This window comes from Imhoffiella purpurea, assembly GCF_000585215.1.
GTDB lineage: Bacteria > Pseudomonadota > Gammaproteobacteria > Chromatiales > Chromatiaceae > Imhoffiella > Imhoffiella purpurea.
This window is the reverse complement of record NZ_AONC01000054.1, coordinates 1-26,636: the sequence shown is the minus strand read 5'-3', so window position 1 is coordinate 26,636 and position 26,636 is coordinate 1. Positions and strand designations below refer to the sequence as shown.

The window sequence follows — 26,636 nt, the reverse complement described above, 5'->3', positions numbered from 1 at the left end:
GGCCGCGGGGGAGCCGATAATAGGCGGTCAGGTTCGGCTCGTGCCTCATCGGGGTGAGACGGCAGACCTGCACCCAGAAGTCCCAGTCCTCGTAGACGTCCAGGGTCTCGTCGAAGCGGCATCCCTCCTCGAACAGCGCACGATGGAAGAGCACCGCATGGATGGGGACGAAATTGTCCACCAGCAGCCGATCCTCGTCGAAGGGATCGTTGAAGACATGGCTCAGCTCCCAGCCGTCGCCCTTGGCGCGCACGCAGCGCACGCCCGAGTAGGCGGCCCGCTCCGAGGCCCCGACCAGAGACCTGGCCAGAAGCGAGAGATGCACGGGCAGCCACCAGTCGTCGTCGTCGAGGAAGGCGAGATAGGTTCCCCGGGCCTCGGCCAACCCCAGATTGGCCGCCTGGCTGCGATGCAGAGGCCCGTCCGCGCGCACCAGACGCAGCGGGGCCGAGCCGATCCGATCGGGAAGCGCCAATGGCTCGCCGGCACTGGCCTGGACCGCCACGACCTCGAGGTTCGGATAGGTCTGCAGCGCGATCGAATTGAGCGCATCCGCGAGCTCGGGCCGCCCGGTGGTGCGCACGATCACCGAGATCAGGGGTGCGGAGACCGGCTGCTCGGGCAGCTCGGGATCGGACAGGATCGGGAGCAGCGCGGCGGCCGGCCCGCCCGGTCGAGGACCGCACAGATCCTCGGCCTCGAGGAGACGAAATGCCTCGACCGAGGCACCCCGAACCATCTGCCCGCGATAGGCATCTCGTGCCCTGGCGAGATCCAGCCTGCGCGCGAGTTCGGCATCCGCCGCGTGCGCACGGCGTGCCGACTCCACCGAGCCGGAGAAGGGTGCGACATCCAACAGCCGATTCGGTCTCAGCTCGGCCTCAAGCTCGAAATAGGCCAGCCGACAGGGGCGTTCCGCGCGGCGCACGCCCTCGGTGACCGCCAGGGAAAGATGACGGTCGGCGAGATCGGGCTCGCTCGGCGAACAGACATAGACAAGATCCGCGCCGAACTCCTGGATCCGATCCACGAATCGCGAGATGAGCGACTCGGAATACAGGGCCTCGCCCGAAGACAAGCCCCATGAGCGTGGCACGCCGTAGCCCAGCGGCGAGGCCCCCGGGATCCCGAGCGCGCCCTCGGTGACGGCGAGAACCGACACTGGATCCTCCCGATCGAGATGCGACAGAATGGCCCCGGCACATCCGATCAGCTCGTCTCCCGGACGTCGGATCACGACCAACGCACGACCTGCCCCGATGCGATCCACTCTCGACGGGGGCTCCATGCCCAGCTCAATTTGCATGTCTCAACCGCTTGCCTCGTCCGGACCGCGTACAGCGATCACCTCAGGTTTTCTGTTACTCTTTAGGGCCTCATATGCGGCCCCCCGGCCCCGCCCATGCGAGCCTGCCATGTCAACGAGCCGACCCCAATCCCGATCGAATTGGCTGGGAGCCGAGACGCTGCAAAACTATATCATGCGCCGCGCCAAGGGCCCGAGACATCCGAACCGGAGGACGTTCGGGGCGGAAGACCCAAGCTCGCGGGACCATCCCCCGCATTCTGGCCTCGCGCGGACGACATCCATGGCCGATTCCAGGGCTACATGGTGTCTATCGATTCATGCATATCCGCACCAAATTGACGGTCCAAGACTCTTGACATCCCAAGTGCCGCAATCCATGCGTCCATCACAGCGATCGGCCTTTGCCGTGCCTCCTTTCCCATTCGAGCCGACATCGTCCGAATGAACCAGTCCATGAATTCGGTCTTCGGAAGACATGGCGGCATCGCGCGCATGACCCGACGCGCATGGCGCATCCTTCCGCTGGCCTTCCCGGCCAAGCAGCGGCTCAGACGCTTCATCCTCGATCGCCTGGCCGATGGCTACCGGCTGTTCCATCGCAACCACGAGGTCGCCTTCCAGCCCGCGACACGCCACCTCGCTCACCCCAAGGACTTCCAACCCAAGATCACCGTCGCCGTCCCCAACTACAATCACGCCGCATTCCTGCGCCAGCGGCTGGACAGCATCTATCGCCAGACCTATCGCCACTTCCAGGTGATCCTGCTGGACGACGCATCGACGGACGACAGCCGAGCAATCCTAGAAGAATACGCCAGGCGCTATTCGGACATCACGACGACGGCATTCAACACGACCAATTCGGGAGGCGTCTTCCGCCAATGGCAGCGCGCGATCGAGGCGGCCGACACGGATCTCGTCTGGATCGCCGAGAGCGACGATTACTGCGACCCCCATTTCCTGGAGACGCTGATCCCCTATTTCAGCGACGAGGCGGTCAAGCTCGTCTATTCGCATTCGGTATTCGTCACCGAACGTGGAACGCCCAGCGATTTTCGCTTCGACGACTATCTCGACGAACTCTCACCGACCCGATGGAAGCTGAGTTACGTGGAAACCGCCCATCGCGAAGTCGCCGGATTCCTCGGACGCAAGAACAGCATTCCCAACGTCAGCTCGGCGGTATTCCGCAAATTCGATCTGAGCGGGATGCTCGCCGAAACCGATTGGCTGAACATGCGGATCTGCGGCGACTGGATTTTCTATCTGCACGCCATTCGCGGCGGCAAGATCGCCTATACGACGGGTGCCCGGAACTACTACCGGTTGCATTCGACCAACGCCTCGGCACGCACCTACGGCACGCCGGCCTATTATCGCGAGCACGCTCAGGTCGCGCGCGAGATGGCGCGACTCTACCGGGTCCCGAGAGAGACCCTGGAGGCGCACCATGGATACATCGAGCGTTTTTTCGACCAGAGAGCCGGCGAGCTCGCCGCCCAGGGTCTCGCTCTCAACGACTTCTACGATCTGGATGGCGTCTGGGAGACGGGGCAACGGCGTCTGCCCAACATCCTGATCGCGGCCTTCGCCTTCGCCTCCGGGGGCGGAGAGATCTTTCCCATCCGCCTCGCCAACGCCCTGGTCGATCACGGATACTCGGTGACCTTCTTCGATTTCCGCGGCGAGCCCATGAACCCGCTGGTCCGGGACATGCTGAGGCCCGACATCGCCGTGGTGGAATTGAGCAACCGATTTCTCGAAAGCGAGGACATCGTCGAGGCCTTCGGCATCGAGGTGGTGCATACGCATCATGCGAGCGTCGATCAATTCTTCGTCTCGCACAAGCGGGCCGGCGAATCGGCGACGCACGTGGTCACCATGCACGGCATGTACGACGTCATGAAGCCGAGCATGTTCGAGAACGCGCTCGAAGGGCTCTATGACGCGGTCTCCGCCTGGACCTATATCTCGAACAAGAACATCGCACCCTTCAGGGATCGCGGGCTTTTTCGCCCCGACCGGTTCTTCAAGATCCCGAACGGCATGGCCATGCCCGAGATTCGTCCCATCCCGCGCCGCTCGCTCGGGATCGGGGAGGACGCGGTCCTCCTCTGTGTCGCCAGCCGGGCCATCGCCGAAAAGGGCTGGCGCGAGGCCATCGAGTCGGTCGGCGCGGCGCGCAGACTCTCGAAGCTGGACATCCAGCTGCTGCTGCTGGGAGACGGCCCGCTATACGACGAGCTCAGACATGAGTCGCTGCCCGAGTACGTACACCTGATGGGATTCGTCAAGAATGCGGTGGATTACTATGCATCCGCCGACGCGGGCCTGCTGCTGACGACCTTCGGCGGCGAGAGCTTCCCGCTGACGGTGATCGAATGCCTCATGACCGGACGCCCGATGATCGCCAGCGACATCGGCGAGATCGCCGAGATGCTCACCGACGAGCGGGGCGAGGTGGCTGGAGCGCTGGTCGACATCTCGAGCGGCCGCGTCCCGGTCGGCGCGGTCACCCGGATGATCGCCGACCTGGCCACCGACGAGACGACCTATGCCCGCAAGCGCGACACGGCCCTGGCGATCCGCTCCCGCTTCGATCTCGACCGGGTGATCGGGATGTATGCCCAGGTCTACCGTCAGGCCATCGAAACCGCCCGGGACCGCGCGAACGCTTGACCCTCCGGCCGCCCGCCGGACAGGGAAACGGCCGCGATCGCGAGTGGCGGATCCAGTGCCCTCAAGCTTATCCCTCCGCCAACGGCTCGACCAGGAGACGCCACTGGCCGTCCAGCCTCAAACGCACCCGGCGCCCCTGACCCTGTCCGGGAACCGAAGTCGAGGCCGTTTCGCCGCGAGAGACGAGGTCGATCAGCATGGTCTCGGACAGCGACAGACCCTCGACCTCCTTCCAGATCACGAAATCGCAACCCTCGCGATAGCGGTCGCAGCCATATCCGCGCCGCCCCTCAATGATGCGGCCCAGGCCGCATTTGGGACAGGTCAGAGCGGGCAGACCCAGCCGCTGCGCGGCACGATCGGAGTCGGCCGCCCGGGTCTCGGTATCCGGCCCGGATCGCACCGCCTCGGTGCCCGAGGGCTTCGCGGCCCCGAAATCCATCACGACCTTGCCCTTGCCGTCGAGACGCAGCGCGGCCGAAAAGATTCGCCCCGACTTGGAGCGGAAGCCCTCGATCGGATCGGTATTCCCCCGCTCGATCAGAGAGCGCACCTGAATCTCCGACAAGGTCATGCCGGCTACCTGCTTCCAGATGGTGAAGCCGCACCCGGAGCGATAGCGGCTGCAGCCGTAGGCGCGATCGCTCTCGGTGATCTCGCCCTCTTTGCAGATGGGACAGCGGCCCAATGCGGACGAGCGAGCCGGAGCGCTCTTCGTGGCCCCCTTGGCCCCGCGCCGACCGCCACGACGGCCTGATGGAGCCGCTTGGCGGACCGCGTCGACCTGCTCCGGACTCAGCGCCGGCCCACGTCCGATCGCGGGGATGATCTCGCGCACGAAGGATTGGATGTCGCGGCTGAAATCGCCCGCCGCCTGCCGCCCCAATTCGATCTCCTTGAGTCTCTGTTCCCATTCAGCGGTCAGCTCGGGACTGCGCAGGGGTGCCGCGACCATTGGAATCAGCGCCTGCCCCTTGGCGGTGGCCCGGATCTGTTTGCGCTGGCGCTCGACATAGCCGCTGCGGACGAGCTTCTCGATGGTCTCGGCACGGGTCGCCGGCGTTCCCAGCCCCGAATCGGCCATGACCGAGGCCAGGGCATCGTCCTCGATCCTGCGGCCCGCGTTCTTCATGGCCGCGAGCAGGCTCGCATCCTCGAAGGGCTTGGGTGGCTTGGTCTCCTTCTCGACCACCTCCAGCCCCAGAACCCCGAGCACCTGCCCGGGCTCCAGCGGCGGAAGCGGCCCTCTAGACCCCTCGTCGTCGGACTCGGTCTCGTCCGCTTTGGCTCGCCGGGGACGCTCTGGCGTCGCTTCGGCCCGCTTCCATCCCGGATCCAGGACCAGCGAGCCGCGCGCCAGGAAGGTCGCATCGCCGATGAGGACCTCGACCCGGGTCTCCTCGACCTGCTGGTCGGGCAGGAAGACCGCCACGAAGCGGGTCGCGACCAGATCGTAGATCTTGCGCAGATGCGCCGGGAGGGTCGCCGAGGGCAGCTTGCCGGTCGGCAGGATAGCGTGATGGTCCGTCAGCTTGGTCCGGTCCACGTAAGCCTTGCCGAGCCGATGGCCCGCCTCCAGACGCTGCAGCGCCTCGGCGGCCAGGGGATGATCGAGATTGCGCAGGATCCCGGGCAGCTGGGGCAGCATGTCCTCCGAGATGTGACGGCTCTCGGTGCGAGGATAGCTGATGAGCTTGTGGGTCTCGTAGAGCGACTGGGCATGCTCCAGGACCTGGGCCGCGGTGAAACCGAAGCGGCGGTTGGCGTCGCGCTGCAGATTGGTCAGATCGTAGAGCGGCGGCGGCCGATTGCGCCGGACCTTCTTCTCGACCTTGGAGACGGTCCCGGTCTCGTATGGGCTCAGTTCGCGCAGCAGACGTTCGGCCCGCGCCTTCTCCTCGATCCGGGTCTCGCCCTTCTCGGCATAGCGCGCGTCGAACCCCTCGGCGAAATGGGCGACCAGCTCGTAGTAGAAGGCTTTGACGAAATCGGCGATCTCGGCATCGCGCGCCACGATCATGGCCAGGGTCGGGGTCTGGACGCGGCCGATGGTGCAGAGCACCCGGTTGTGGACCGTATAGGCGCGGGTCAGGTTCATGCCGACCAGCCAGTCCGCCTGGGCGCGGGCGCGCGCGGCGGCGGCGAGGGCATCGAAGGCGGAGCCCGGCTGGAGCGCCGCGAAGCCGGCACGGATCGCCTCGTCGGTCAGGCTGGAGACCCAGAGCCGATCGAATGGCTTGCGGCAGCGCGCGTGCTCGTAGATGAGCCGGAAGATGTGCTCGCCCTCGCGCCCGGCATCGGTCGCGCAGACGATACGCTCGGTCTCGGGGGCATTGATCAGCGCCTTGACCAGCTTGAACTGCTTGGCCGTTTCCTTGCCGACCCGCAGCCGCCAGCGCTCGGGAATCATCGGCAGCTGGTCCAGCGACCAGCGTCCCGACCAGGCATCTCCGTACTCGTCGGGCTCGGCGAAATGGACCAGATGCCCCAGCGCCCAGGTCACCCGGTAGCCCTGACCCTCGAGAAAGCCCTCGCCCTTGCGGCCGGCACCCAGCACCCGCGCGATATCGCGGGCAACGCTGGGCTTCTCTGCCAGGACGAGCGTCACCATGAGGGTGCTCCTCTGTGTTGAATGGGGACAGTATAGAGCGACTGGATTTCGCACGGTTCCGGGCTTGCTGCTACCATGAGCGTGCCCCGAGCCGGGAGCGGACATCGATCCCCAAGGACTCGACGGCAACCGGCCCAGTCCGCAGCCACCCATCCAGCGAGATCGCTCATGTCACTGATCACACCCTTCGCCGGCCTGAGACCCGCGCCCGAGCGCGCCGCCGATGTCGCGGCACCGCCCTACGACGTCATGAGCGCGGCCGAGGCGAGACGCATGGTGGAGGGCCGGCCCTGGAGCTTCCTGCACATCTCGCGCGCCGAGGTGGACCTGCCCGAGGGCACGGATCCCTATGCGTCCGAGGTCTACGCCAAGGCCCGCGCGAACCTCGACGCCATGCTCGCGGCCGGCGTCCTGATCCGCGACCCGGCACCCTGCTATTACGTCTACCGCCTGACCATGGGCGGGCACCGGCAGATCGGACTGGTCGCCTCGGCCTCGGTCGCCGCCTACGATGACGGACGCATCAAGAAGCACGAATTCACCCGCCCCGCCAAGGAGGACGACCGGGTCCGCCAGATCGAGGCGCTGTCCGCCCAGACCGGCCCGGTTTTCCTCGTCTATCGGGCCACGCCGGCCATCGACGATCGGCTCGCCGAGATCGGCGCCACCCCGCCCGAGGTCGACGTCACCGCGGCCGATGGGGTACGACACGAGCTCTGGACGCTGTCCGATCCGTCCGTCATCGCCCAGCTGAGCGCATCCTTCGAGGCGCTCGACGCGCTCTATATCGCCGACGGGCACCACCGCTCGGCCGCGGCCTCGCGGGTCGCCGCGGCACGCTCGAAGGACGAGGGCTTCCTGTCGGTCATCTTCCCCCACGACCAGATGCGGATCCTGGACTACAACCGTGTCGTCCGCGATCTCAACGGGCTCGCGCCCGAGGATCTGCTCGAACGTCTCGCCGCGAGCTTCCGGGTCGAGCCGAGCGCCGAGCCGGTCAAGCCGGCCCGCTCCGGCGAGTTCGGCATGTATCTGAAGGGGACCTGGTACCGACTGACGCTCGACCCGGATCGAATCCCGGGCGACGACCCGGTCGCCCGGCTCGACGTGAGCCTGCTGCAAAACCACCTCATCGGCCCCATTCTCGGCATCCAGGATCCCCGACGCGACGACCGCATCGATTTCGTCGGCGGCATCCGCGGCTTGAACGCCCTGGTCCAGCGTGTCGATTCGGGCGAGATGGCCCTCGCCCTCGCGCTCCATCCGACCGGCATGGACGACCTCATGGCGGTGGCGGACGCGGGCCACGTCATGCCGCCCAAGTCCACCTGGTTCGAGCCCAAGCTCGCCGACGGCCTGGTCAGTCTCGTTCTGGACTGACTCGAGGCACCCGCTCCCGGCGGATCGCGCCCCTGCGGCCAAGCCGTCAGGGGTCAGGATCCGTTCACTGGAGACGATCCACCATGGTCAAACCCATCTACAACCTACCCGACCAGGACACGGACGACGACACCGCGATCCGGCACTGGCTCGGCAGCCTGACGAATCACTATCCCGACGCGGAGTACGGACAGATCGCCGATGCCTGCGCGGCGCTCGCGCGCTGCCGCGGCGACCACCGCATCGAGACCGGCGAAACCCATGTCCGCCACGTCCTCTCGACGGCCGACATCCTGGTCCGGCTGCGCCTGGACTACGAGACCCTGATCGCCGCGCTGCTCAACGGCTGCCTGGAACAGGGCGACCTGACCGAGTCCCAGCTGGAACAGGCGTTCGGTCCCAACATCGCCCACATGGTCGGCGACCTGGCGCGGATCGGCCAGATCGCCAACATCGACGCCATCATCGCCGCCAAGGACCAGCCCGAGCACGAGGAGAATCTGCGCAGGCTGCTGCTCGGCATCGCCGAGGACGTACGCGTGGTGCTGGTGGTGCTGGCCGAGCGCGTCCATCTGATGCGCGCCATCAAGGACCTGGAGCCCGAGCGCCGCACCCGGATCGCCCGCGACACCCAGCGAGTCTATGCGCCTCTGGCCAATCGGCTGGGCGTCTGGCAGATCAAGTGGGAGCTCGAGGACCTGTCGCTGCGCTATCTGCAGCCCGACGAATACAAGCGCATCGCCAAGCTGCTGGCCGAGCGCCGCGAGGAGCGCGAGCAGTACATCGAGACCGTCATCCAAACCCTGCGCGAGCAGTTCGAGGAGGCGGGCATCCAGGCCGAGATCAGCGGCCGTCCCAAGCACATCTTCAGCATCTGGAAGAAGATGCAGCGCAAGGGCGTGGACATCGAGGAGATCTTCGACCTGCGCGCGGTGCGCATCATGGTGGAGACGGTCGCCGACTGCTATGCGGCGCTGGGTCTGGTGCACGGGCTCTGGAAGCACATCCCCAAGGAATTCGACGACTATATCGCCACGCCCAAGGGCAACATGTACCGCTCGCTCCACACGGCGGTGGTCGGCCCCGAGGACAAGTCGCTGGAGGTGCAGATCCGCACCCACGAGATGCACCGACACGCCGAGTTCGGCGTCGCCGCCCACTGGGCCTACAAGGAGGCCAAGGGCCACGACGCCGAGTTCCAGCGCCGCCTGGTGTGGATGCGCAACTGGCTGGAACTCAAGAACGAGGGCGACGGCGCCAGCGGCTTCCTCGAACGCTTCAAGGCCGAGTTCGAGCCGGTGCACATCTATGTGCTCACCCCCCAGTCCAAGGTGGTCGAGCTGCCCAAGGGGGCCACACCGCTCGATTTCGCCTACGCCATCCATTCCGAGGTCGGCAACCGTTGCCGGGGCGCACGGGTCAACGGCCGCATCGTGCCGCTCAACCAGGCACTCACCAGCGGCGACACGGTCGAGATCCTGACCCAGAAGAACGCCGCGCCCAGCCGCGACTGGCTGAGCCCGCACCTGCGCTATCTCACCACGGCGCGGGCGCGCAACCGGGTACGTCAGTGGTTCAAGCAGCAGAACTTCGAGCACGACCTGCACGAGGGCCGCGTCGCCCTGGAGCGAGAGCTCGGGCGCCTGGGCATCGTCGAAAAGCCGCAACCCGAGGTTCTTGCGCCCAGGTTCAACTTCAAGCGCGGCGACGACCTGCTGGCCGCGATCGGACGCGGCGATCTGGCGGTCGGACAGGTGGCGCGCCAGGTGGGCGAGCCCAAGGCCGAGGAGCCGAAGGAGACGGAGCCCAAACTCAAGACACCGCCCAAACACAAGAAGGCCAGCTCGGGCGACGTGATGGTCCAGGGCATCGACGACCTCATGACCCAGATGGCCCAGTGCTGCAAGCCGGTTCCCTACGACGAGATCGTGGGCTTCGTCACCCGCGGGCGCGGCGTCACCATTCACCGCCGGAACTGCAACAATCTGCGCCACCTGTCTCCCGAGGACGCGGAGCGTCTGATCGAGGCGCGCTGGGCGGATCAGCCGGCCAAGTCGGCCTACCCGGTCGACCTGCTGGTCATCGCCAGCGACCGCAAGGGGCTGCTGCGCGACGTCTCCTCCACCTTTTCCGACGAGGATATCGACGTGATCGGTGTCAACACCCATTCGGAGAAGAGCACCGACACCGCCTCCATGCGCTTCACGGTCGAGATCAGGAATGTGGACCAGATGGACCGCCTGATCGCCAAGCTGCAGCAGATTCCCGAGGTGCTGGAGGTCAGACGCTCCGCATGAGCGTCGACAGACCCCCGGCAGAACCTCGCATCGCAACGCACCGAGATCAGCGAACATGAGTGGAGCGGCCAGCCTCCAGCCTCCAACCTCCGGCACAGACGCAGAAGACGCGGCGTCCTTACATGTGATGGCCGCTGCCTTCGCCATCGAAGGCGACCCGCGAGACATCTCGCCCCTGGGGCGAGGGCTCATCAACGAGACCTACGCGCTGACGTCCGGCGGCCAGCGCTATGTCCTGCAGCGCATCAACCCCGAGGTGTTTCCGCGACCCGAGCAGATCATGGCGAATCTGAGCGCGCTGTCGGATTTTATGCGCGCGAGCGGCGCCAGCGAGCCACACCTGCCCCGACTCATCCGCACGCGCCAGGGCCAGCCGTTCGCGAGTGACCGGGCGGGCGGTCTGTGGCGCATGATGGAATTCATTTCCGACAGCCGCACCCTCGATCGGATCGAACATCCGTACCAGGCGCATGAGGTCGGACGTATCCTCGGCGCCTTTCATCGCGGCCTGTCCGAGCTGCCAGTCGAGCGGCTGGGCCTGTCACTGCCGGGCTTCCACGACACGCAGGAATATCTGAAGCGCCTTCGGCGACAGGTCGGGGGAGGCGACTCGTTGGCCGCGACCGAGATCGGCGCATCGCTCGCATTCGTCGATGAGCGACGCGGCCTGGCGGCCATCCTGGAGACCGCGCGCCGAGACGGCCGTCTGCCGACACGGGTCACCCACGGCGACCCCAAGCTCGACAACATCCTGTTCTCGACCGATGGCAGAACGGCCGTCGCGCTCATCGACCTGGACACCGTTCAGCCCGGACTCGTGCATCACGACCTGGCGGACTGTCTGCGCTCCTGCTGCAATCGGCGCGGAGAGGGGGAGAACCACACGGAAGAGGTGAGGTTCGATACCCGGATCTGCGCGAACATACTGGCCGGATATGCACGGGGCGCGGGGGATCTGCTTCGGCGCGAGGAGATCGATTTCCTCTACGACGCGATCCGCTCGATGCCGTTCGAGCTGGGTCTGCGCTTCCTGCTCGATCACCTGCAGGGCGATCGCTATTTCCGCGTCACCGAGCCCGGAGAGAACCTGCGCAAGGCTCAGGTGCAGTTCGCCCTGACGCGCAGTATCGAGCAACAGGAACGCGAGATCCGATCGGCGATCGCGGACGCCTTCGGCTGAAGATCCTCAGCCGAAGTCCCGCTCGATTTCGCCCGCCTCCTGCAGTTCCTTGTGACGACGCAGGATGTAGCGGCCGAGCTGCTCGCGGGCGTCCTCCGCCAGCGGTTCGAAACGAATGCCGAGCTGGACGCGCTCGTCGTCGAGCTGGGTGTGACGCACCACATAGCCGAGCAGACGCACGTATTCGCCCTGACCGGGGAGGATCAGCTCCAGACTGGTCAGCGACTGGTCGATGCTCGGCAGCCGATCCGCGCGCTCCTCGATCGCCATCCCCGTATAGGAGAGATTCAGCACCCGAGGCTGAACCAGCAGTCCGCTGCTGTCGCGCAGCTGCATCTCCTCGCCCGGCGGCACGCGCCAGCTGCGCGAGCGTTCCCCACCCTCCAGGATCTCGGGGACGCCGATGTCGAGGGTCAGCTCGCCGGTTCCGGTCCGGCTGCCCAGCTTGAGCGGAAAGCGTAGCCGGTGCCCCTTCCATCCGGCCTGCAACTCGATGCGCGGGCTGTCGGAAAATGCCTCCAGGAGACCGGCGGCATCCTGGGGCACGCGCAGCCAGCCGCCGACCTCTTCCTCCGAGTCTGCCTCCGTCTCGGCATAAAGCTGACGAATGTAGTCAAGTTCGTCTGGAGAGAGGATATCGTTGTTGGCCGATGCCACGGATGATCACCATAAACGGCGTTCGCACGCATTAGACACGGATGATATTCGACAGCCCAGGCCCCGTGTAAACCCTGATCGTCAAACCCAAAACGGCTCGGAAGTCGGGATGACCGCGTCACCTAAAGGGTCTCTCGCCTCGAGCTTAGCAATCCAGGCACCGCTCAATGACAAATCTCGCGCACAACAAGCAATGCCGGCTAGAAAAATAGAGAGGATTCGTGCCTTGCCCTAAACGAACACAAACCGGGAGATGATATAACTTGACGATGTCTTTCAGACAATTGTGTCAGACCTGGGTTCATATAAGTTGATTCGAATCAATTGATGTAGACCCAGAAGACTCTCGGCATCCGCCCTTTCGCGCTGCAACTGAGCATGATCACTGACGCTAGGATGCCCCGAACTTAAGCTTGGCGGAACCATCAGCCATGGGATCCGCCATGAATGCCACGCTCGACCCTTCCCAGTTCCTGCTGCGGCGGCTCCACTCCTTGCTTGGGCTGCTCCCGATCGGGGCCTTCCTGACCTTCCATCTCTGGGAGAACTCCCAATCCCGCTTCGGCGCCGAGCACTACAACACCCGGGTCGTTGCCACGCTGCAGGAGATGAACTACCTGGTCTTCGTCGAGCTCTTCGTCATCGCCCTGCCACTGCTCTTCCACGCCGCCTACGGCCTGGCCATCACGGGCCAGATGCGGGCCGAGCTGTCTCGCTATCCCTATGCGCGGAACCGTTTCTACTGGCTCCAGCGTATCTCGGGCGTCGGCATCCTCGTCTTCCTGCTGCTCCACGTCGGCACCACGCGCCTGCAGGGGCTGTGGCAGCCCGCCGTTCGGGACGATCTCTACGGACACATGCAAGGGATGCTGAGCGACCCGCTGGTCTTCGGGTTCTATGCGCTGGGCCTGCTGCTCTCGGTCTTCCATCTGGCCAACGGTCTCTCGACCATGGCGATCGTCTGGGGCCTGACCACCTCGGCGCGGGCGCAGCGGCTGTTCGGATATGTCTGTACCGCCCTGGGCCTGGTGCTCGGGGCCATCGGCATCCACGGCCTACTGGGATTCCTGCCATGACCGCCGCGCCCAAGGCGATCGTCATCGGGGGCGGGCTCGGCGGACTCTGGGCCGCACTGCGGATCGCGGACGCCGGATGCCAGGTTCGGCTGTTCTCGCTGTTCGAGGTCAAGCGCAGCCACTCGGTCTGCGCCCAGGGCGGCATCAACGCGGTGCTCGACACCAAGGGAGAGCGCGACTCGATCCGCCAGCACATCGTCGACACCATCAAGGGCGGCGAGTATCTCGCCAATCAGCCACCGATCAAGAGCATGTGCGAGAGCGCGCCCGGCCTCATCCGCACCTTCGAGCGCATGGGCGTAACCTTTTCGCGCACCCCGGAGGGCATCCTCGATCAGCGGCTCTTCGGCGGGGTCAAGAACAGACGCACCTGTTTCGCTGGGGCCAGCACCGGTCAGCAACTGCTCTACGGGGTCGACCAGCAGGTCAGGCGACTGGAATCTCAGGGCCGGATCGAGAAGCACGAATGGTGGGAGTTCCTTTCGCTGCTCTTGGACGAGGACGGCATCTGTCGCGGCATCACGGCCATGGATCTGCGAAGCCTCGAGATCCGGGCCTTTCCCGCCGAGGCGGTGGTGATGGCGACCGGCGGATTCGGCCAGATCTACGCCCCCAAGACCACCACCTCGACCAACTGCACCGGTGCCGCCGCCAGCCGCTGCTACCAGCAGGGCGCCCGATTCGCCAATGCCGAATTCTTCCAGTTCCATCCGACCGCCATGATCGGAACCGACAAGACCCGACTCATGAGCGAGGCCGCGCGCGGCGAGGGGGGACGCATCTGGGTCCCGCGCAATCCGGACGACGCACGCCCGCCCCATTCCATCCCGGAATCCGAACGTTTCTATATCCTGGAGGAATTCTTCCCCTCCTATGGCAACACGGTCGCCCGCGACGAGGCATCCCGCGCCATCTGGCGGGTCACCCGCCAGATGGGTCTCGGCATCGGCGGGTCCGACCGGGTCTATCTGGATCTGACGCATCTGGATCGCGGATTCGTGTCGAAACGGCTCGGCGCCATCCTCGACATCTATCGCAAGTTCGCCGGGACGGATCCGCTGAGCCAGCCGATGGAGATCTTCCCCGCGGCCCACTATCCCATGGGCGGGCTCTGGGTCGACTTCGAGCCCGACGCCTCGGGCGGGATGCGCCCCGGGAGCCTGCGCAATCACGCCACCAGCATCCTGGGGCTCTATGCCTGCGGCGAATGCGACTATGCCTACCATGGCGCCAACCGTCTGGGCGCGAACTCGCTGCTCTCGGCAAGCTTCTCCGGCCGGGTCGCGGGCGAGTCGGCGACCAACTATCTCAAGGGCCTGGCACGCGCGACAGCGGAACCGAGCGAGCGCATCCTCACCGAGGAGGTCGAGCGCCAGACGGCCATCAACCGCAGGCTCATGGAATCGGACGGATCCGAGAATCCCTATCGTCTCCATCGGGAGCTGGGCGAGCTGATGACATCCAAGGTCGGCGTGGTCCGCGCCAACCCCGAGCTGGAGATGGCGCTCGCAGAGCTGCAGACACTGCGCGCCCGGCTGGGCTCGGCGAGTCTCGGAAACAGCCGCGCCTGGGCCAATCAGACACTTTCCTTCACCCGCCAGCTGGGAGACATGATCGAGCTGGCCATGGTGGTCGCCCGCAGCGCGCTCGAGCGCGACGAATGCCGCGGCGCCCATTACAAGAGCGACTTCCAGATCCGGATTCCCGAGGGCAAGTTTCCCGGCGATCCCGAATACGAGGACTACCGGGCGCGCTGGAAGGCGAACAACGACCGCTGGCTGAAGACGAGCGTCGCCGAATGGAGACCGGACGGCCCCGCGATCCGCTACGAAGCGGTCGATCTCGGCGTCTATCCGCCGACGGATCCACGCGACTATCGGTGAGGCCCAAGATGCAGGACTGGATACACCTCCGGATCCGCCGGCAGGATGGCCCCGAAACACCGGCCTATTGGCAGGAGTTCAGGCTGCCCTATGCGCCGGACCAGAACGTCGTCTCGGTGCTCATGCGTCTGCGCGAGCATCCGGTGACGATCGAGGGGACGTGGGTCGAGCCCGTGGCCTGGGACAGCAACTGCATGGAGGAGGTCTGCGGATCCTGCGCCATGTCGATCAACGGGGTGCCCCGCCCTTCGTGCTCGGCGCTGATCGACGATCTGGCACAGCCCATCCTGCTCGAGCCCCTGCCCAAGTTCCCGGTGGTGCGCGACCTGCTGGTGGACCGATCCAGAATGGACACAGGACTGAGCCGGGTGAAGGCCTGGATCGAGATCGACGGTGCCTGGGACATCCACGAGGGCGCCCCGCGCATATCACCAGCGGAATGGTCGGAGAACTATCTCTACAGCCGCTGCATGAGCTGCGGCTGCTGCATGGCGGCCTGCCCTCAGTACGGATCCCATTCGGATTTCATCGGACCCGCGCCCCTGGCGCAGGTCCGGCTCATGAATGCCCACCCCACCGGCCGCTACGACAAGACCGATCGCCTGCACCGGATCATGGCGACGGGTGGATTGAGCGACTGCGGCAACGCCCAGAATTGCGTGAGGGTCTGCCCCAAGGCGATCCCACTGACGACGGCCATCGGCGAACTGGGCCGTCAGACCACGCTTCAGGCGTTGAAGGACCTATTTGGTCGAGGCTGACTTCAGACCGGAACGATAGCTGGACTGCAACTGCGTCATGGATCGATGCTCGTCGAGCGAGACATCCCGCCCGCACAGCTGGAAATAAACCTCGGCGAACTCCCGGTCGGCCCCGAGGATATGGGCCAGGAGCCAATCGCTGACGATGCTCTGCACCGTACGGTCGAAGACGTGGAGCCCCTCGGCGCGCCATTCGCGCATCAGGGTGGTGAATTCGGCCATCAGCAATGCATGCTCGCTGCGGTGCTCTCCGATACCTTCATAGTCGTAGGCGCGCATGAAATCCTCTTCACGCTGGAAGTGCCGGCGTACCTCCTCGCCCAGTTCGTTCAGCGCATCCAGCAGGGCGAGGGCATCGCCCGAGCGCCCCGCCGATGCCTCGGGGCAGAAGCGCATGCAGATATCGCCGAGCCGCTCGATGAGGGCGCGATGGTCTTTGTCCAGGACGTCGATATTGAGTGACCACTCATCGCGCCAGGCCAAGAGTTTCGACATGAAATCCTCCGTCTTCGGGACTAGCGCCCGATTGATGTGAGATTGGCGAGTCATGATGGAACAGGCGCTCTCGGCGCCCTCCCTGTCTCGCGCGGGCCGCCCATCCGGCCAAGCCGTCCCCCGACCGACCGATGGCAGGATCTCGACGCCGAAACGCGCCCCCGGACCCTTCAGCGTGCAACAGCGAAAGGAAGGATGCGGCCTTCGCAAACGCCTTCGACATCCGCACGCCGCCGCTCGAGCATCCCAGCGACCGCCGGCCCGAATTCGGACAGCAGACGCCGCTGAATCTCCTTTGAACCAGTAAAATAGTAGACCACCTCACAGAAAACGGGGGCGCTCAAGGAGTCCCTTTTGCTGGCCGGGCGCCAGGCGATCCGAATCAGCCGTCCACCCTGACCGTCACGGTGGGCATAACCTCCGGCAGCATCGACGAAGATGGTCTCTTCCCGGTCGATGAAGGCCATGTATTGCATCGATCGAATGGGCACGAAGGGCCCGGCCGAACCCTCTTCCCGGCGCAGCGACAGCATGGCGTTGTAGAGGCTGGCCGGAATGCTGGTCTCCTCCCGAGCGCATTCGGCGTCCGGGCGAAAGAAGGTCTCGCGGATGACATAGGTGGACATGGATACCCCCGGCCGCCCGATGGCTGTCGGCGTCAATCGTTCTCGTCGAGCTCGGGATTCCAGCCGGCCGCGCGTGCCTGCGAGACGGCCGCCTCATAGATCCGGGCATGACGCTCGCGCAGATCGGGCGGAAGATTGGAGACCAGATGACCGTAAGGCTCCCATGCCGCGCTCACCTTGTCGTAGAGTGCCTCGATACCCTGAATGGTCCAGCCTTCGCAGGTCTCGTCCTCGGGCAGCAGGCCCAGCACCCAGGCATCGCGGATGATGTTGGCCGTCGGGGTCATGCCGCCCCGCTCTTCGTTGTGAATGCCTTCGTAGATCTTGGATTTCATGGTGTCGTCTCTCGATTGTGAATCACGTATCCCAATAACATAGGCGGCGGCCCCCGTCGCCACCTCGACCACCCATCACCACAGCTGGAGCAAGCCATGACCGAGACCCTGATCGACCTCATCCGCCACGGCGAGCCCGTCGGAGGAAAACGCTATCGCGGCGGCGGTGCGGACGACCCGCTCTCCGAGCTGGGATGGACTCAGATGCGCGAGGCCCTGGGAGACTCCGCGCCCTGGGACCAGATCATCACCTCGCCCATGCTCCGCTGCCAGCGTTTCGCGATCGAGCTCGCCCAGCGCCATGCCCTGCCGCTGGCGGTCGAACCGGCCTTCAGGGAGGTCGGCATGGGCGCCTGGGAGGGACGCTCGCATGCCGAGGTCGCCTCGGCCGAGCCGGAGGCATACGAAGCCTTCTACAAGGACCCGGTCGGCTGCCGACCGCCAGGCGCCGAGCCCCTGGATCGCTTCTGCGCGCGCGTGTCGCTCGCCTTCGAGCGCCAGATGGCCGCCTACCCCGGACGCCATCTGCTGATCGTCTGCCATGCCGGGGTCTCGCGCGCCATCGCCGGGCACGTACTTCATCTGACACCCGAGCGCTGGTACGGCATCAATATCGAGTACGCCGGCATCAGCCGGATCCGCAGCGGACGTTTCGGCCCGGTCGTCGAGTACCTCAACCGTCATCGGCTTTAAACCAGCTACCAGCCCGAGTGTATCGCTGGCGGCTGGCGGCTGGCGGCTGGCGGCCGGAAGCTCCATTCAGGTTTATACTTGAGCGTTTTCCGTACCATTGCAGCGCCCACAATGCACCGTACCGACGATCTGCGCATCCGCGAAATCACCCAAGTCCGCTCGCCCAACGAACTGCACCAGGAATACAGGCTCACCGAAACGGCCGCGAACACCGTCTACGACACCCGGCACGACATCCAGCGCATCCTCCACGGCAACGACGACCGCCTGCTGGTCGTGGTCGGCCCCTGCTCCGTGCACGATCCCGAGGCCGCGCTCGAATACGCCCAGCGGCTCGCGCCCCTGCGTACCGAACTGGCCGAGAACCTACTGATGGTGATGCGGGTCTATTTCGAGAAGCCGCGCACCACCGTCGGCTGGAAGGGACTCATCAACGACCCCAACCTCGACGGCAGCTTCGAGATCAACAAGGGCCTGGGCATCGCCCGCAAGCTGCTGCTCGACCTCAACGAGATGGGCATCCCCGCCGGCACCGAGTTCCTGGATCTCATCAGCCCCCAATACATCGCCGACCAGGTCAGCTGGGGCGCCATCGGGGCCCGCACCACCGAGAGCCAGGGGCACCGCGAGCTGGCCTCCGGCCTCTCCTGCCCGATCGGCTTCAAGAACGCCACCAACGGCGACGTCCGCGTCGCCATCGACGCCATCCACGCCGCCGCACGTCCGCACGTCTTCATGTCGGTGACCAAGGAGGGCCAGTCGGCCATCTTCAGCACCACGGGCAACGTCGACACCCACATCATCCTGCGCGGAGGCCAGCGGCCGAACTACGACACCGAGAGCGTCAGCATCGCCTCGGAGAAGATCGCCGAGTCCGGCCTGACGCCCAAGATCATGATCGATTTCAGCCATGCCAACAGCAACAAGCGTCCGGAGAAACAGATCCGCATCTGTCAGGACGTCGCGGGTCAGATCGGGCGCGGCGACCGCCGCATCATGGGCGTCATGATCGAGAGCCATCTGGTCGCGGGCCGGCAGAACGCCGACAAGCGAGACGACCTCATCTTCGGCCAGAGCATCACCGACGCCTGCGTCGGCTGGGACGACACCGTGCCCATGCTTCACGAACTGGCCAAGGCGGTCGCGAAGCGCCGCACCTGCTGCTGAGATCCCTCACCGGCATCCCTGGAGCATTGAACACGATTCGTGATCCGTTGTAAGGTCTCCCTCTCGATCATCGAAGGGAGACTCTCGCTCATGCGCCACCCGGATCCGAGCGCTCCGCGCCTCATGGCCATCGGAATCCTGATCCTCGCCGGCAACGCCCAGGCCGAACTCTACAAATGCCTGGGACCGGACGGACGAACGACCTATCAGCAGACCGCCTGTGACGCGGCCTCCCACACGACCGACCTCGAGCTCGACGCACACCCCGCGAGCGGGTCGGGCAAGGACCAGGACTATTCGATCGAGAAACAGCTCGAGGCCATGCGAGACGGTCGGGCCCGAAGAGCCAAGGCGCGCGCTCAGACGCGCCCGAACACCCAGACCGCCCGCTCGGCCCGGACCGGGAATCCAGGCTTCGACGCGGCCAAATGCGCCAGACACCGCAGCGAGACCGCGAAGTGGCGCCAGAAGGCGATGAACGCCTACCGCACACGCAGCGACAAGGAATACAACGACAACAGGCTCGCCTACCATGAGGCGCTCATGGAGCGTTACTGCGCGGAATAGAGCGGCCAGCCGCCAGCGACCAGACTCCAGCCGCAGGTTCGTCCAAGTCTCTGCATGGCAGATACACGAGCCTCCATTCTGGTCTCGGGATCACAGACGATTCAGATACCGCTCCCCGCCCAGACGGCGGCTCTGGTCCAGGATCCAGGAGACCTTCCATGCCAGCCGCTTCGATGGCCGGTCCAATTGATAGAGACCGGGCGCCGGCAGGACACCGATCAGCAAGGCCGACTCCTCGGCCGTGAGCTCGCTGGCCGAATGGCCGAAATAGCGCCGGCTGGTGGCCTCGATCCCGTAGGTGCTCGGGCTGAACTGGGCGATGTTGAGATAGACCTCGAGGATCCGCTCCTTCGGCCAAAGGAGTTCGATCGCCAATGTGAACCAGCTTTCGGCCAGCTTGCGCAACCAACCCGAGCCCGGCCAGAGGAAGAGGTTCTTCGCCGTCTGCTGGCTGATGGTGCTCGCACCCCGCAGCCGGCCGCCCTCGACATAGTCCCTCACGGCATGCCGGATCTCGATCAGATCGAACCCCAGATGATCCGGGAAGCGCTGATCCTCGCCCGCGATGGCCGCCAATCGCACGGTCGCCGGAATCCGCTCCCAGGGGATCCAGACATGGCGGTAATAGGGCCCGGTCTGATCGAGACGCCAGACGTTGTAGGCATGCTGCAGCATGAAGGCCGACGCCGGCGGATCGACCCAGCGGAAGATGCCGACCAGGAGCAGGCTGCCCAGCATCCAGAGCATCGCCGCGCCGATCAGGACGCGCTTCAACCATACCGATAGCGTCGGCCAGGCTTGCAGAACCCGAGATGGGCGTTCGGATGCCCCGCCGTCCGAGGACTGGATTGCCGCCGGCATCTCCTCGCAGGCGCCGGCCTCGGCCTCCACGACCGGTTCGCGAACGGATGCATCATCGGGCTCGGGAAGCGCATGAGAGTCCAACGACTCCGGAGAGTCGGTTCGATCGGACGGCTCCGGCACGGGCTCGGAGCGATCGTCGTCGGCGGCTGGCGGATCATGGATGGGCACGGGAAGGCAAGGATAGCGGCAGCCCCGCCCGGGTTGCCAGGGGTTGGCCGGCAGAAATCGCGCGATCGCTCGAATCCCGGTCCATCTCGAGCGGCGTTCGTGAACGCACGCCCGAATCGCCGAACGGACGGGCTAACGGGGGTTCAGTTCAGGCAGGGCCGCCCAGCGCACCCGAGTACCGGCGCGTCGGGCGCGGAGCACACCGGCCCCGCGCCCGACCTGCCCCATGAGTTCGCGCTTCCAGCGCCTGAAATCGAGCGGCTGATCGGCGAAGCGGGCCGCATCCAGTTGGTCCATGAGCCGATGCAGCACCAGGGGATCGGCGCCGGGGCGATGCCGAAGGATCTGCCGGACCAGCGAGGGACGGTTGAGATCGCCGCGCGCGGTCCCACAGGCACGCGATTCGGCCTCGAACAGACGGCACCAGTCGGCCGGATCGTCGGCGCGATTGGCCTGCCGAAGGCAACGCAGGAAGCGGCTACCCGGACTCATGGACCGATACCAGGCCGATCGGAACCGAACCAGCAGCGAACGGAACGACCAGTTGCCCAGATAGCGGCGCAGGAACCCGAGGGTCAGACGCAGACCGGCGCTCAGTCCGCGCCACATGAAAAGGGCCAGATCCCCGAAGGCCTGCAAGGGACGTCCGCGATAGAGCACCCCCACCCAGTAGCCGGCCACCAGCAGCAGAAGGGCCAGGATCGGCAGCCAGACCTTGAGCCAAGTCGCGCCCGATAACGACTCCGCCGAGAGACCGAAGGGTCCGCCGCCGCTCACCTCCAGGGTCTTGAGCGGCAGACGCGCGACCTCGCGCACGCCGCGCTCGACGTTCCACCAGGCGATGCTCATCTCGGGCAGCGTGATGCGGCCGCCGGATCTGGGTACCAGGGTGTAGTACTCGGTGCGCCGGGCGAGCAGACGCCGCTTGTCCTGTGAGATCTGGGTATCCGTCAGGGTCTGCTCGCGGTAGACCCGAAAGCCCTCGCCACGCAGCTGATTCTCCAGGCTCGGCAACTGGACCGCCGTGGCACCCTCGGCCGAGATGTCCAGGGTCAGGGTCACGGGCTGGCCGGGCTCCAGCATCCCTTGGCGATCCAGGCTCGACTTGAGACTCAGCGACTCCAGCGGCAGCCAGGGACGCACCGAGGTCATCGAGGGACGCACCTGCAGACGCACCGGACGGTCGGTCTCGACTTCGAAGCGCTGACCGCTGCTCCAGTTGCCGACGGCACGAATCGCGGGCAATTCGAGCGCCCCGGTGCGCAGCGGAACCAGGGTGACGACGAAGCTGTTGACGACCTCGCGCCGGCCATCGATCCGGCGCGAATCGGTCGTGGATCCCTCGATCGTCTTCAGCAGCACGTCGCCGCTCGACGGCAGCTCCAGATCCAGCTTGCTCGGGCTGGCCTGGCTCACCAGTTCGAGTTCGAGGATCACCGGCTGCTGGAGATAGGGCGCCGATTCGACCAGAGACCAGTTCAGAGTGGCCGAGGCAAAGGAGGGCGACCCTCCCGACGGCTGACCATAGGACGGCGGCCAGCCGGACGGATAGCCACTGGGGGCGCCATAGGGAGACCGATTCGGCATCCCCTGCGAAGCGGATGGCGGCCGATAGCTCGGCGGCACGCCCTGGGCATTGCTGGGGGGAACGGGACGATACTGGGGTGTCGAGGACGGCTGCTCGGACGAGTAGGGACTGGGATTACGGCCGTAGGCATCCGGCGGCTGACCATAGACGGGTTGCTGACCCTGCCTTGGAGCCTGCCCCTGAGCATAGGGTGGAGGATAATAGCCTTGCCCGCCATAGGGTTGATTCGGGTAAGCGCGACCTTGGTATGGCTGGCCTGGATAGGGTTGTCCGTAATAGGGCTGACCATAGACACCCGTCAGGGCGCTCCCCAGCAGCAACCCGAGCAGGACAGCGACCACCCGAGGCCGACCGGATCGGCGCGACGCGACGGATGGAATCACCATGGCCGAACCTCCCTCCAGGCACCCGTCATGCCCTGCACCTGCCGCATCTCCTCGATCCGGAACTGATTGCGGATCAGCAGGCTGGGATCGCCCTGGATCTGTCTCAAACGTTCCTCCATGACCGCCATGCCGGGGCCGCCCATCGCCCGCATCCCTTCGAGAGAGGGCATCTGCCCCTCATTGGTCTGGGCATCCATGTCGGCTCCGGGCTGGCGGCCCAGCTGATCGAACCGATCGACCGACTCGGCCTCGCGCTCGTCGAGCGACTCGGGCAACCCCATACTGGCCTGAGCGTCCGGACCGGGACCTCTCCCCTGTCTCTCGGTCCGAGGCTGATCCTCGCGCCAGCGTCCTCGATCGCCTTCCTCGGGCTTTAGATGCTCACCGCCATCGCCCCGGTCGCTGGAGTCGCGCTCAGACTCTCCGTCACCAGGGGTCTGCTCGCGAGACCGCTCGCCGCCCGCGCCCTTGCTCTCCGCATCGGCCTCCCTGGACTCGCGACCGCCTCGCGCATCGCCCAGCTCACCTCGGCCCGAGTCATGCGCGCTCCGGTCCTCTCGCTCGCCTTGCGCATCCGGCCCGCTTTCTTCCGCCTCGTCGCCGGGCTTCCGCTCGCCCTCCTTGGAACTGGCCTCTCCGGTCGACTCGCGCGCGTCGGGCCGCTTGCCGCGCTGATCGCGGCTATCATCCTGACGGTCGCCTTGGTCACTCTCCTGGTCCCCGTCCCGATTTCCACCGGCATCGGAGGTCTCTCGGTCCTCGCTGCCATCGCGCTCGCCGGTCTCGCCCGATTCACCGCCACTTCCTCGGGCCGACTCGGTCTCCTCGCCCCGACCCGCATCGCCTCGCTGCGAACTGGAGTCGCCCGACTGGCGATCCTCGCCGGACTCGCCGTCCCGACCGGTTTCGCCGGACGCGCCTTCACCCGACTGCTCTCGACTCTCAGAGCCAGAAGAGCCGGACTGCTGCGGCTCGCCATCACCCGATTGCTGCTGCTGGCTGTCCTGGCTCTGGCTGGATTGCTGCTGCTCGGACTGTTGCTGTTGGGACTGCGACTGCTGAGATTGATCTTGCTGCGACTGGGATTGTTGCGATTGAGACTGCTGCGATTCCTGCTGCTGACGCGACAGCTGATCGGATTGCTGCCGCTCCTCGCTCGACTCTCGTCGGGATGAGGACGACTCACTGCGCTCCTGTTGCCGCTTCCGAGCCGACTCGTCACCAGAGTCTGCAGCGGCCGACCGTTTTTCTTCCTCCTTGGGCTCCTCGGTCCGATCGCGGAACTGCTCCTGTTCGAGCCTGGCCAGCATGGAACGCGTCAGCGCCAGGTTGAAGGCCGCGTCCTCGTGCGAGGGATTTCCGGCCAGGACGTCCTCGTAGGCCTCGGCCGCGCCCATGTAGTCGCCGAGCTTGAAGCGGGCGTTTCCCTGGTCGTAGCGGGCCGACTCGCGGAAGGTCCCAGAATCCACCGCCCCGAACGCACGTTCGGCCTCGGCATAGCGCCCAGCCCGATAGAGGGAGACGCCGCGCCGATAGGGGTTCTCGAAGGACTTGGCGGCCTCGGCATAATCGCCGGCGCGATAGGCCTCGTAAGCCTGCTGCTCGTCGGTCTCGAACCAGTCCGCGCGCGCGGGCAAGGCCGTCATACAGAGAATGGGAACCGCAAAGGCGCAAAGAGCGCGAAGACGAATCATCGAGACCCTTTGCGTGCTTCGCGTCCTTTGCGGTTCAAGGATTCTTGGTCGGATCATGGCTGAGCACCCTCGGACCGACGGGCCGGACGGCGGCGGCGTGACGGCAGACTGCGGAACTGGGGGATCAGCAGCACGACCAGAAGCAGCACGGGCAGCCAATAGCGCTCGTTCCAGATCCGGGTACGGGCGTCGCTCGCCTCGGGCGGAAGCCGGCTGGCGGCGGCGGCCTCGAGGATCTGCCGGGTATCCGCGTCGCGGAAATCGGCGCGCAGATAGAGGCCCTTGCCCCGCACTGCCAGGGATTCGAGCAGCGGCTCGTTCAATGCGGAACGCACGGGTGCGCGGCTCGGATCGCGCGGATCCACCACCACGCCACCCTGGGGCGCCGGGACGGTCGCACCCTCCGGCGTGCCGACGCCCAGCACGTGCAGCCTCACACCCTGGTCCGCGAGACGCCCCACCTGATCCGCAAGGCCCGGCTCCTCGAAATCGCCGTCCGAGATGAGCAGAATGGAGCGCGCGCTGTCCTCGGGCAGGCCGGCGAGGAGGCTCTCGGCGCGGGTGAGGGCGCGGGTCGGACTGCTGCCCTGCAGCTCGGGGCTGGCCAGATCGGCCGAGAGCGCGGGCAGCGCGTTGAGGATGCTGCCGATGTCCTCGGTGATGGGCGAGAGGACGTGCGGCACGGTGGCGAAGACGATCAGACCCAGCCGCACCTGCCGATCCTGGACGATGAGATCCTGCAGCTCCTGGCGGGCGCGGCCGAGCCGGTTCGGGCTCACGTCCTCGGCCAGCATGGAGCGCGAGATGTCCAGCAGCACCAGCAGGTTGTTCCCCGGATGGAAGAGACGGATGTCGCGATAGTCCCAGCGCGGGCCTGCCATAGCAGTCAGCAACAGGGTCCAGAGCAGACACCAGCGCAGGAAGCGGCCCCAGCGCTCGGAGGTCCGCAGGTCGCGCGTGCCGGTCAGATAGGGCAGCAGATGGGGATCGGCATAGCGATGGATGGCGCCCTGGGCCGCCTTGGCCGCGCTGCGGGCCAACCAGATGGCGACCGGCAGGATGAGCAGCAGGCCGAAAAACCAGAGCGGCTGGTCGAAGTGGAAGCCCGTGTCAGTCACTGGCGAACCTGCGAACGAAGCGCTTGCGTCCCTCGGGAAAGAGCCCCAGGCCGAGTAGGGCCAGGAGCGCCATCCCCAGGGGCCAGCGGTAGAGTGGTCGAGGCAGATAGGCGGTGCGCGCCTGGGCCTCGGTCTTTTCGAGCTGTCCGATGCGCGCGGAGATCTCCTCCAGGGCGCTGGTGTCGGTGGCACGGAAATAGCCGCCGCCGGTCAGGCTGGCGATCTCGCGCAGCGTGTCCTCGTCCATGGTGAGGTCGTCGCGGTAGCGCACGCTGCCGTCCTCGAAGATGGGGATGCTGGACTGCTTGCTGCCCACGCCCACCACATAGATGCGCACCCCGGCCGCGCGGGCCAGCATGGCCGCCTCCTTGGGCGCGAAGCTGCCGGCGTTGTTGTCGCCGTCGGCGATCACGATCATGACCCGCGAGCCCTCGGGACGCTCGCGCAGCTTCTTGACGCCGAGCGCGATGGCGTCGCCCAGCGCGGTCGCCGGACCGGCGATGCCGGGCACCACGCCGTCGAGCAGCTGACGCACCGCATGCCGGTCGAGACTCAGCGGCGAGAGGATGAAGGACTGGCTGCCGAAGAGGATGAGCCCGACCCGGTCGCCGTCGCGGGCGTCGATGAAGCGCCCCATGACGCCCTTGACCACCGCCATGCGGTTGACCTGGCGGCCCTCGACGCTGAAGTCGAGCGCCTCCATCGAATGCGAGGCGTCGACCGCGATCATGAGGTCGTAGCCGGGCGTGCTGATCTCGGTGTAGGGGGTCAGCCACTGAGGACCCATCAGGGCCAGCACCAGACCGAGCCACAACAGATAGAGGAGTGCGCGATGCAGCCAGCCGGCGAGCTGCAGACGCGGACGGCGCGCGTTGAAGGCGGTTCGCAGCTCCTCCAGCGCCGGATGCAGCAAGGTGTCGCGACGTCCTTCCAGTCCCTCCTCCGGCTGGACGCGCCGATCGGGCCAGAAGCGGGCGATCAGCAAGGGCAGCGGAAGCAGCAGGGCGGCCCAGGGCCACTGAAACTCAAACATGGCCGCCCTCCCCCGCCGGCGAGACGGCACGACGCCGGCCCGGCAGTCGAAGCCGGCGACCCCCCCCCC

Annotated in this window: 21 protein-coding genes; 10 read left to right on the top strand and 11 right to left on the bottom strand. The window is 66.1% G+C overall.

Annotated elements, in window-relative coordinates; genetic code table 11:
* On the bottom strand, window positions 1-1,237 hold a 1,237-nt coding region (locus D779_RS16380), incomplete at its 3' end, for a glycosyltransferase (protein WP_198295742.1).
* Window positions 1,238-1,762: 525 nt separating this feature from the next.
* Between D779_RS16380 and D779_RS21260 the strand changes: the two genes are divergently transcribed.
* Window positions 1,763-3,988 (top strand): glycosyltransferase, encoded by a 2,226-nt coding sequence (locus tag D779_RS21260; protein ID WP_198295741.1) that lies wholly within the window; start codon window positions 1,763-1,765, stop codon window positions 3,986-3,988.
* A gap of 67 nt (window positions 3,989-4,055) precedes the next feature.
* Here D779_RS21260 and D779_RS16370 read toward each other — a convergent pair whose 3' ends face one another.
* The gene (locus D779_RS16370; RefSeq protein ID WP_043756124.1) at window positions 4,056-6,599 is read right to left on the bottom strand and encodes a DNA topoisomerase 3; all 2,544 of its coding nucleotides are present in this window, start codon (window positions 6,597-6,599) and stop codon (window positions 4,056-4,058) included.
* A 168-nt stretch (window positions 6,600-6,767) separates the two neighbouring features.
* Here D779_RS16370 and D779_RS16365 point away from each other — a divergent pair, with 168 nt between their 5' ends.
* The 3 genes from D779_RS16365 to D779_RS16355 all read left to right on the top strand — a co-directional run bounded on the left by D779_RS16365 (window position 6,768) and on the right by D779_RS16355 (window position 11,456).
* Window positions 6,768-7,979: a DUF1015 domain-containing protein gene (locus D779_RS16365; protein ID WP_043756122.1), complete on the top strand. Its 1,212-nt coding sequence runs from the start codon at window positions 6,768-6,770 to the stop codon at window positions 7,977-7,979.
* Between the two features lie 83 nt (window positions 7,980-8,062).
* Window positions 8,063-10,276, top strand: coding sequence for a RelA/SpoT family protein (locus D779_RS16360; RefSeq protein ID WP_043756120.1), 2,214 nt, complete (start codon window positions 8,063-8,065; stop codon window positions 10,274-10,276).
* Between the two features lie 127 nt (window positions 10,277-10,403).
* Window positions 10,404-11,456: a phosphotransferase enzyme family protein gene (locus tag D779_RS16355; RefSeq protein WP_043756119.1), complete on the top strand. Its 1,053-nt coding sequence runs from the start codon at window positions 10,404-10,406 to the stop codon at window positions 11,454-11,456.
* A gap of 6 nt (window positions 11,457-11,462) precedes the next feature.
* Here the strand turns inward: D779_RS16355 and D779_RS16350 are convergent, their stop codons facing one another.
* Window positions 11,463-12,113, bottom strand: coding sequence for a PilZ domain-containing protein (locus tag D779_RS16350; protein WP_043756117.1), 651 nt, complete (start codon window positions 12,111-12,113; stop codon window positions 11,463-11,465).
* 431 nt (window positions 12,114-12,544) lie between these two features.
* Here D779_RS16350 and D779_RS16345 point away from each other — a divergent pair, with 431 nt between their 5' ends.
* From D779_RS16345 to sdhB, 3 genes are read left to right on the top strand one after another with little or no spacing between them, the layout of a single operon-like run.
* Entirely contained in the window at window positions 12,545-13,189 is a 645-nt protein-coding gene (locus D779_RS16345) for a succinate dehydrogenase (RefSeq protein ID WP_232424222.1), read from the top strand.
* Window positions 13,186-15,072: a succinate dehydrogenase (quinone) flavoprotein subunit gene (gene sdhA / locus D779_RS16340; protein WP_043756115.1), complete on the top strand. Its 1,887-nt coding sequence runs from the start codon at window positions 13,186-13,188 to the stop codon at window positions 15,070-15,072. The genes D779_RS16345 and sdhA overlap by 4 nt, the downstream gene beginning before the upstream one ends.
* 8 nt (window positions 15,073-15,080) lie before the next feature.
* On the top strand, window positions 15,081-15,833 hold the full coding sequence (sdhB, locus tag D779_RS16335) for a succinate dehydrogenase iron-sulfur subunit (RefSeq protein WP_043756113.1): 753 nt from the start codon (window positions 15,081-15,083) through the stop codon (window positions 15,831-15,833).
* Here the strand turns inward: sdhB and D779_RS16330 are convergent.
* The 3 genes from D779_RS16330 to D779_RS16320 all read right to left on the bottom strand — a co-directional run bounded on the left by D779_RS16330 (window position 15,816) and on the right by D779_RS16320 (window position 17,289).
* Window positions 15,816-16,328: a bacteriohemerythrin gene (locus D779_RS16330; RefSeq protein WP_043756112.1), complete on the bottom strand. Its 513-nt coding sequence runs from the start codon at window positions 16,326-16,328 to the stop codon at window positions 15,816-15,818. The two genes, sdhB and D779_RS16330, sit on opposite strands and share 18 nt — an antisense overlap.
* 170 nt (window positions 16,329-16,498) lie before the next feature.
* A complete protein-coding gene (locus tag D779_RS16325; RefSeq protein WP_043756110.1) occupies window positions 16,499-16,954 on the bottom strand; it encodes a hypothetical protein in 456 nt (151 codons plus the stop codon).
* A 32-nt stretch (window positions 16,955-16,986) separates the two neighbouring features.
* Window positions 16,987-17,289: a hypothetical protein gene (locus D779_RS16320; protein WP_043756108.1), complete on the bottom strand. Its 303-nt coding sequence runs from the start codon at window positions 17,287-17,289 to the stop codon at window positions 16,987-16,989.
* Between the two features lie 96 nt (window positions 17,290-17,385).
* On the opposite strand from D779_RS16320, the gene D779_RS16315 reads away from it, so the two are divergent.
* The 3 genes from D779_RS16315 to D779_RS16305 all read left to right on the top strand — a co-directional run bounded on the left by D779_RS16315 (window position 17,386) and on the right by D779_RS16305 (window position 19,716).
* Window positions 17,386-17,982 (top strand): histidine phosphatase family protein, encoded by a 597-nt coding sequence (locus tag D779_RS16315; protein WP_043756107.1) that lies wholly within the window; start codon window positions 17,386-17,388, stop codon window positions 17,980-17,982.
* A gap of 111 nt (window positions 17,983-18,093) precedes the next feature.
* Window positions 18,094-19,149, top strand: coding sequence for a 3-deoxy-7-phosphoheptulonate synthase (locus D779_RS16310; RefSeq protein WP_043756106.1), 1,056 nt, complete (start codon window positions 18,094-18,096; stop codon window positions 19,147-19,149).
* A gap of 39 nt (window positions 19,150-19,188) precedes the next feature.
* The gene (locus D779_RS16305; RefSeq protein WP_232424221.1) at window positions 19,189-19,716 is read left to right on the top strand and encodes a DUF4124 domain-containing protein; all 528 of its coding nucleotides are present in this window, start codon (window positions 19,189-19,191) and stop codon (window positions 19,714-19,716) included.
* A gap of 90 nt (window positions 19,717-19,806) precedes the next feature.
* Here D779_RS16305 and mtgA read toward each other — a convergent pair whose 3' ends face one another.
* From mtgA to D779_RS16280, 5 genes are all read right to left on the bottom strand, one after another.
* Complete coding sequence (gene mtgA / locus D779_RS16300) at window positions 19,807-20,661, bottom strand: monofunctional biosynthetic peptidoglycan transglycosylase (RefSeq protein WP_332307773.1); 855 nt, start codon at window positions 20,659-20,661, stop codon at window positions 19,807-19,809.
* Between the two features lie 219 nt (window positions 20,662-20,880).
* Entirely contained in the window at window positions 20,881-22,722 is a 1,842-nt protein-coding gene (locus tag D779_RS23165; protein WP_043756102.1) for a BatD family protein, read from the bottom strand.
* Complete coding sequence (locus D779_RS16290; protein WP_043756100.1) at window positions 22,716-24,368, bottom strand: tetratricopeptide repeat protein; 1,653 nt, start codon at window positions 24,366-24,368, stop codon at window positions 22,716-22,718. Before D779_RS16290 ends, D779_RS23165 begins: the two co-directional genes overlap by 7 nt.
* A 101-nt stretch (window positions 24,369-24,469) precedes the next feature.
* Window positions 24,470-25,534 (bottom strand): vWA domain-containing protein, encoded by a 1,065-nt coding sequence (locus D779_RS16285; RefSeq protein WP_043756098.1) that lies wholly within the window; start codon window positions 25,532-25,534, stop codon window positions 24,470-24,472.
* A complete protein-coding gene (locus D779_RS16280) occupies window positions 25,527-26,567 on the bottom strand; it encodes a VWA domain-containing protein (protein ID WP_043756097.1) in 1,041 nt (346 codons plus the stop codon). Before D779_RS16280 ends, D779_RS16285 begins: the two co-directional genes overlap by 8 nt.
* Between the last annotated feature and the right edge of the window lie 69 nt (window positions 26,568-26,636).

Coding starts and splice junctions, on each gene's coding strand:
- D779_RS16330 (WP_043756112.1), bottom strand. CDS start 16,328: ATGTCGAAACTCTTGGCCTGGCGCGATGAGTGGTCACTCAATATCGAC.
- D779_RS16370 (WP_043756124.1), bottom strand. CDS start 6,599: ATGGTGACGCTCGTCCTGGCAGAGAAGCCCAGCGTTGCCCGCGATATC.
- D779_RS16280 (WP_043756097.1), bottom strand. CDS start 26,567: ATGTTTGAGTTTCAGTGGCCCTGGGCCGCCCTGCTGCTTCCGCTGCCC.
- D779_RS16290 (WP_043756100.1), bottom strand. CDS start 24,368: ATGACGGCCTTGCCCGCGCGCGCGGACTGGTTCGAGACCGACGAGCAG.
- D779_RS16360 (WP_043756120.1), top strand. CDS start 8,063: ATGGTCAAACCCATCTACAACCTACCCGACCAGGACACGGACGACGAC.
- D779_RS16345 (WP_232424222.1), top strand. CDS start 12,545: ATGGGATCCGCCATGAATGCCACGCTCGACCCTTCCCAGTTCCTGCTG.
- D779_RS16320 (WP_043756108.1), bottom strand. CDS start 17,289: ATGAAATCCAAGATCTACGAAGGCATTCACAACGAAGAGCGGGGCGGC.
- D779_RS16315 (WP_043756107.1), top strand. CDS start 17,386: ATGACCGAGACCCTGATCGACCTCATCCGCCACGGCGAGCCCGTCGGA.
- sdhA (WP_043756115.1), top strand. CDS start 13,186: ATGACCGCCGCGCCCAAGGCGATCGTCATCGGGGGCGGGCTCGGCGGA.
- D779_RS16355 (WP_043756119.1), top strand. CDS start 10,404: ATGGCCGCTGCCTTCGCCATCGAAGGCGACCCGCGAGACATCTCGCCC.
- D779_RS23165 (WP_043756102.1), bottom strand. CDS start 22,722: ATGGTGATTCCATCCGTCGCGTCGCGCCGATCCGGTCGGCCTCGGGTG.
- sdhB (WP_043756113.1), top strand. CDS start 15,081: ATGCAGGACTGGATACACCTCCGGATCCGCCGGCAGGATGGCCCCGAA.
- D779_RS21260 (WP_198295741.1), top strand. CDS start 1,763: ATGAATTCGGTCTTCGGAAGACATGGCGGCATCGCGCGCATGACCCGA.
- D779_RS16365 (WP_043756122.1), top strand. CDS start 6,768: ATGTCACTGATCACACCCTTCGCCGGCCTGAGACCCGCGCCCGAGCGC.
- D779_RS16310 (WP_043756106.1), top strand. CDS start 18,094: ATGCACCGTACCGACGATCTGCGCATCCGCGAAATCACCCAAGTCCGC.
- D779_RS16325 (WP_043756110.1), bottom strand. CDS start 16,954: ATGTCCACCTATGTCATCCGCGAGACCTTCTTTCGCCCGGACGCCGAA.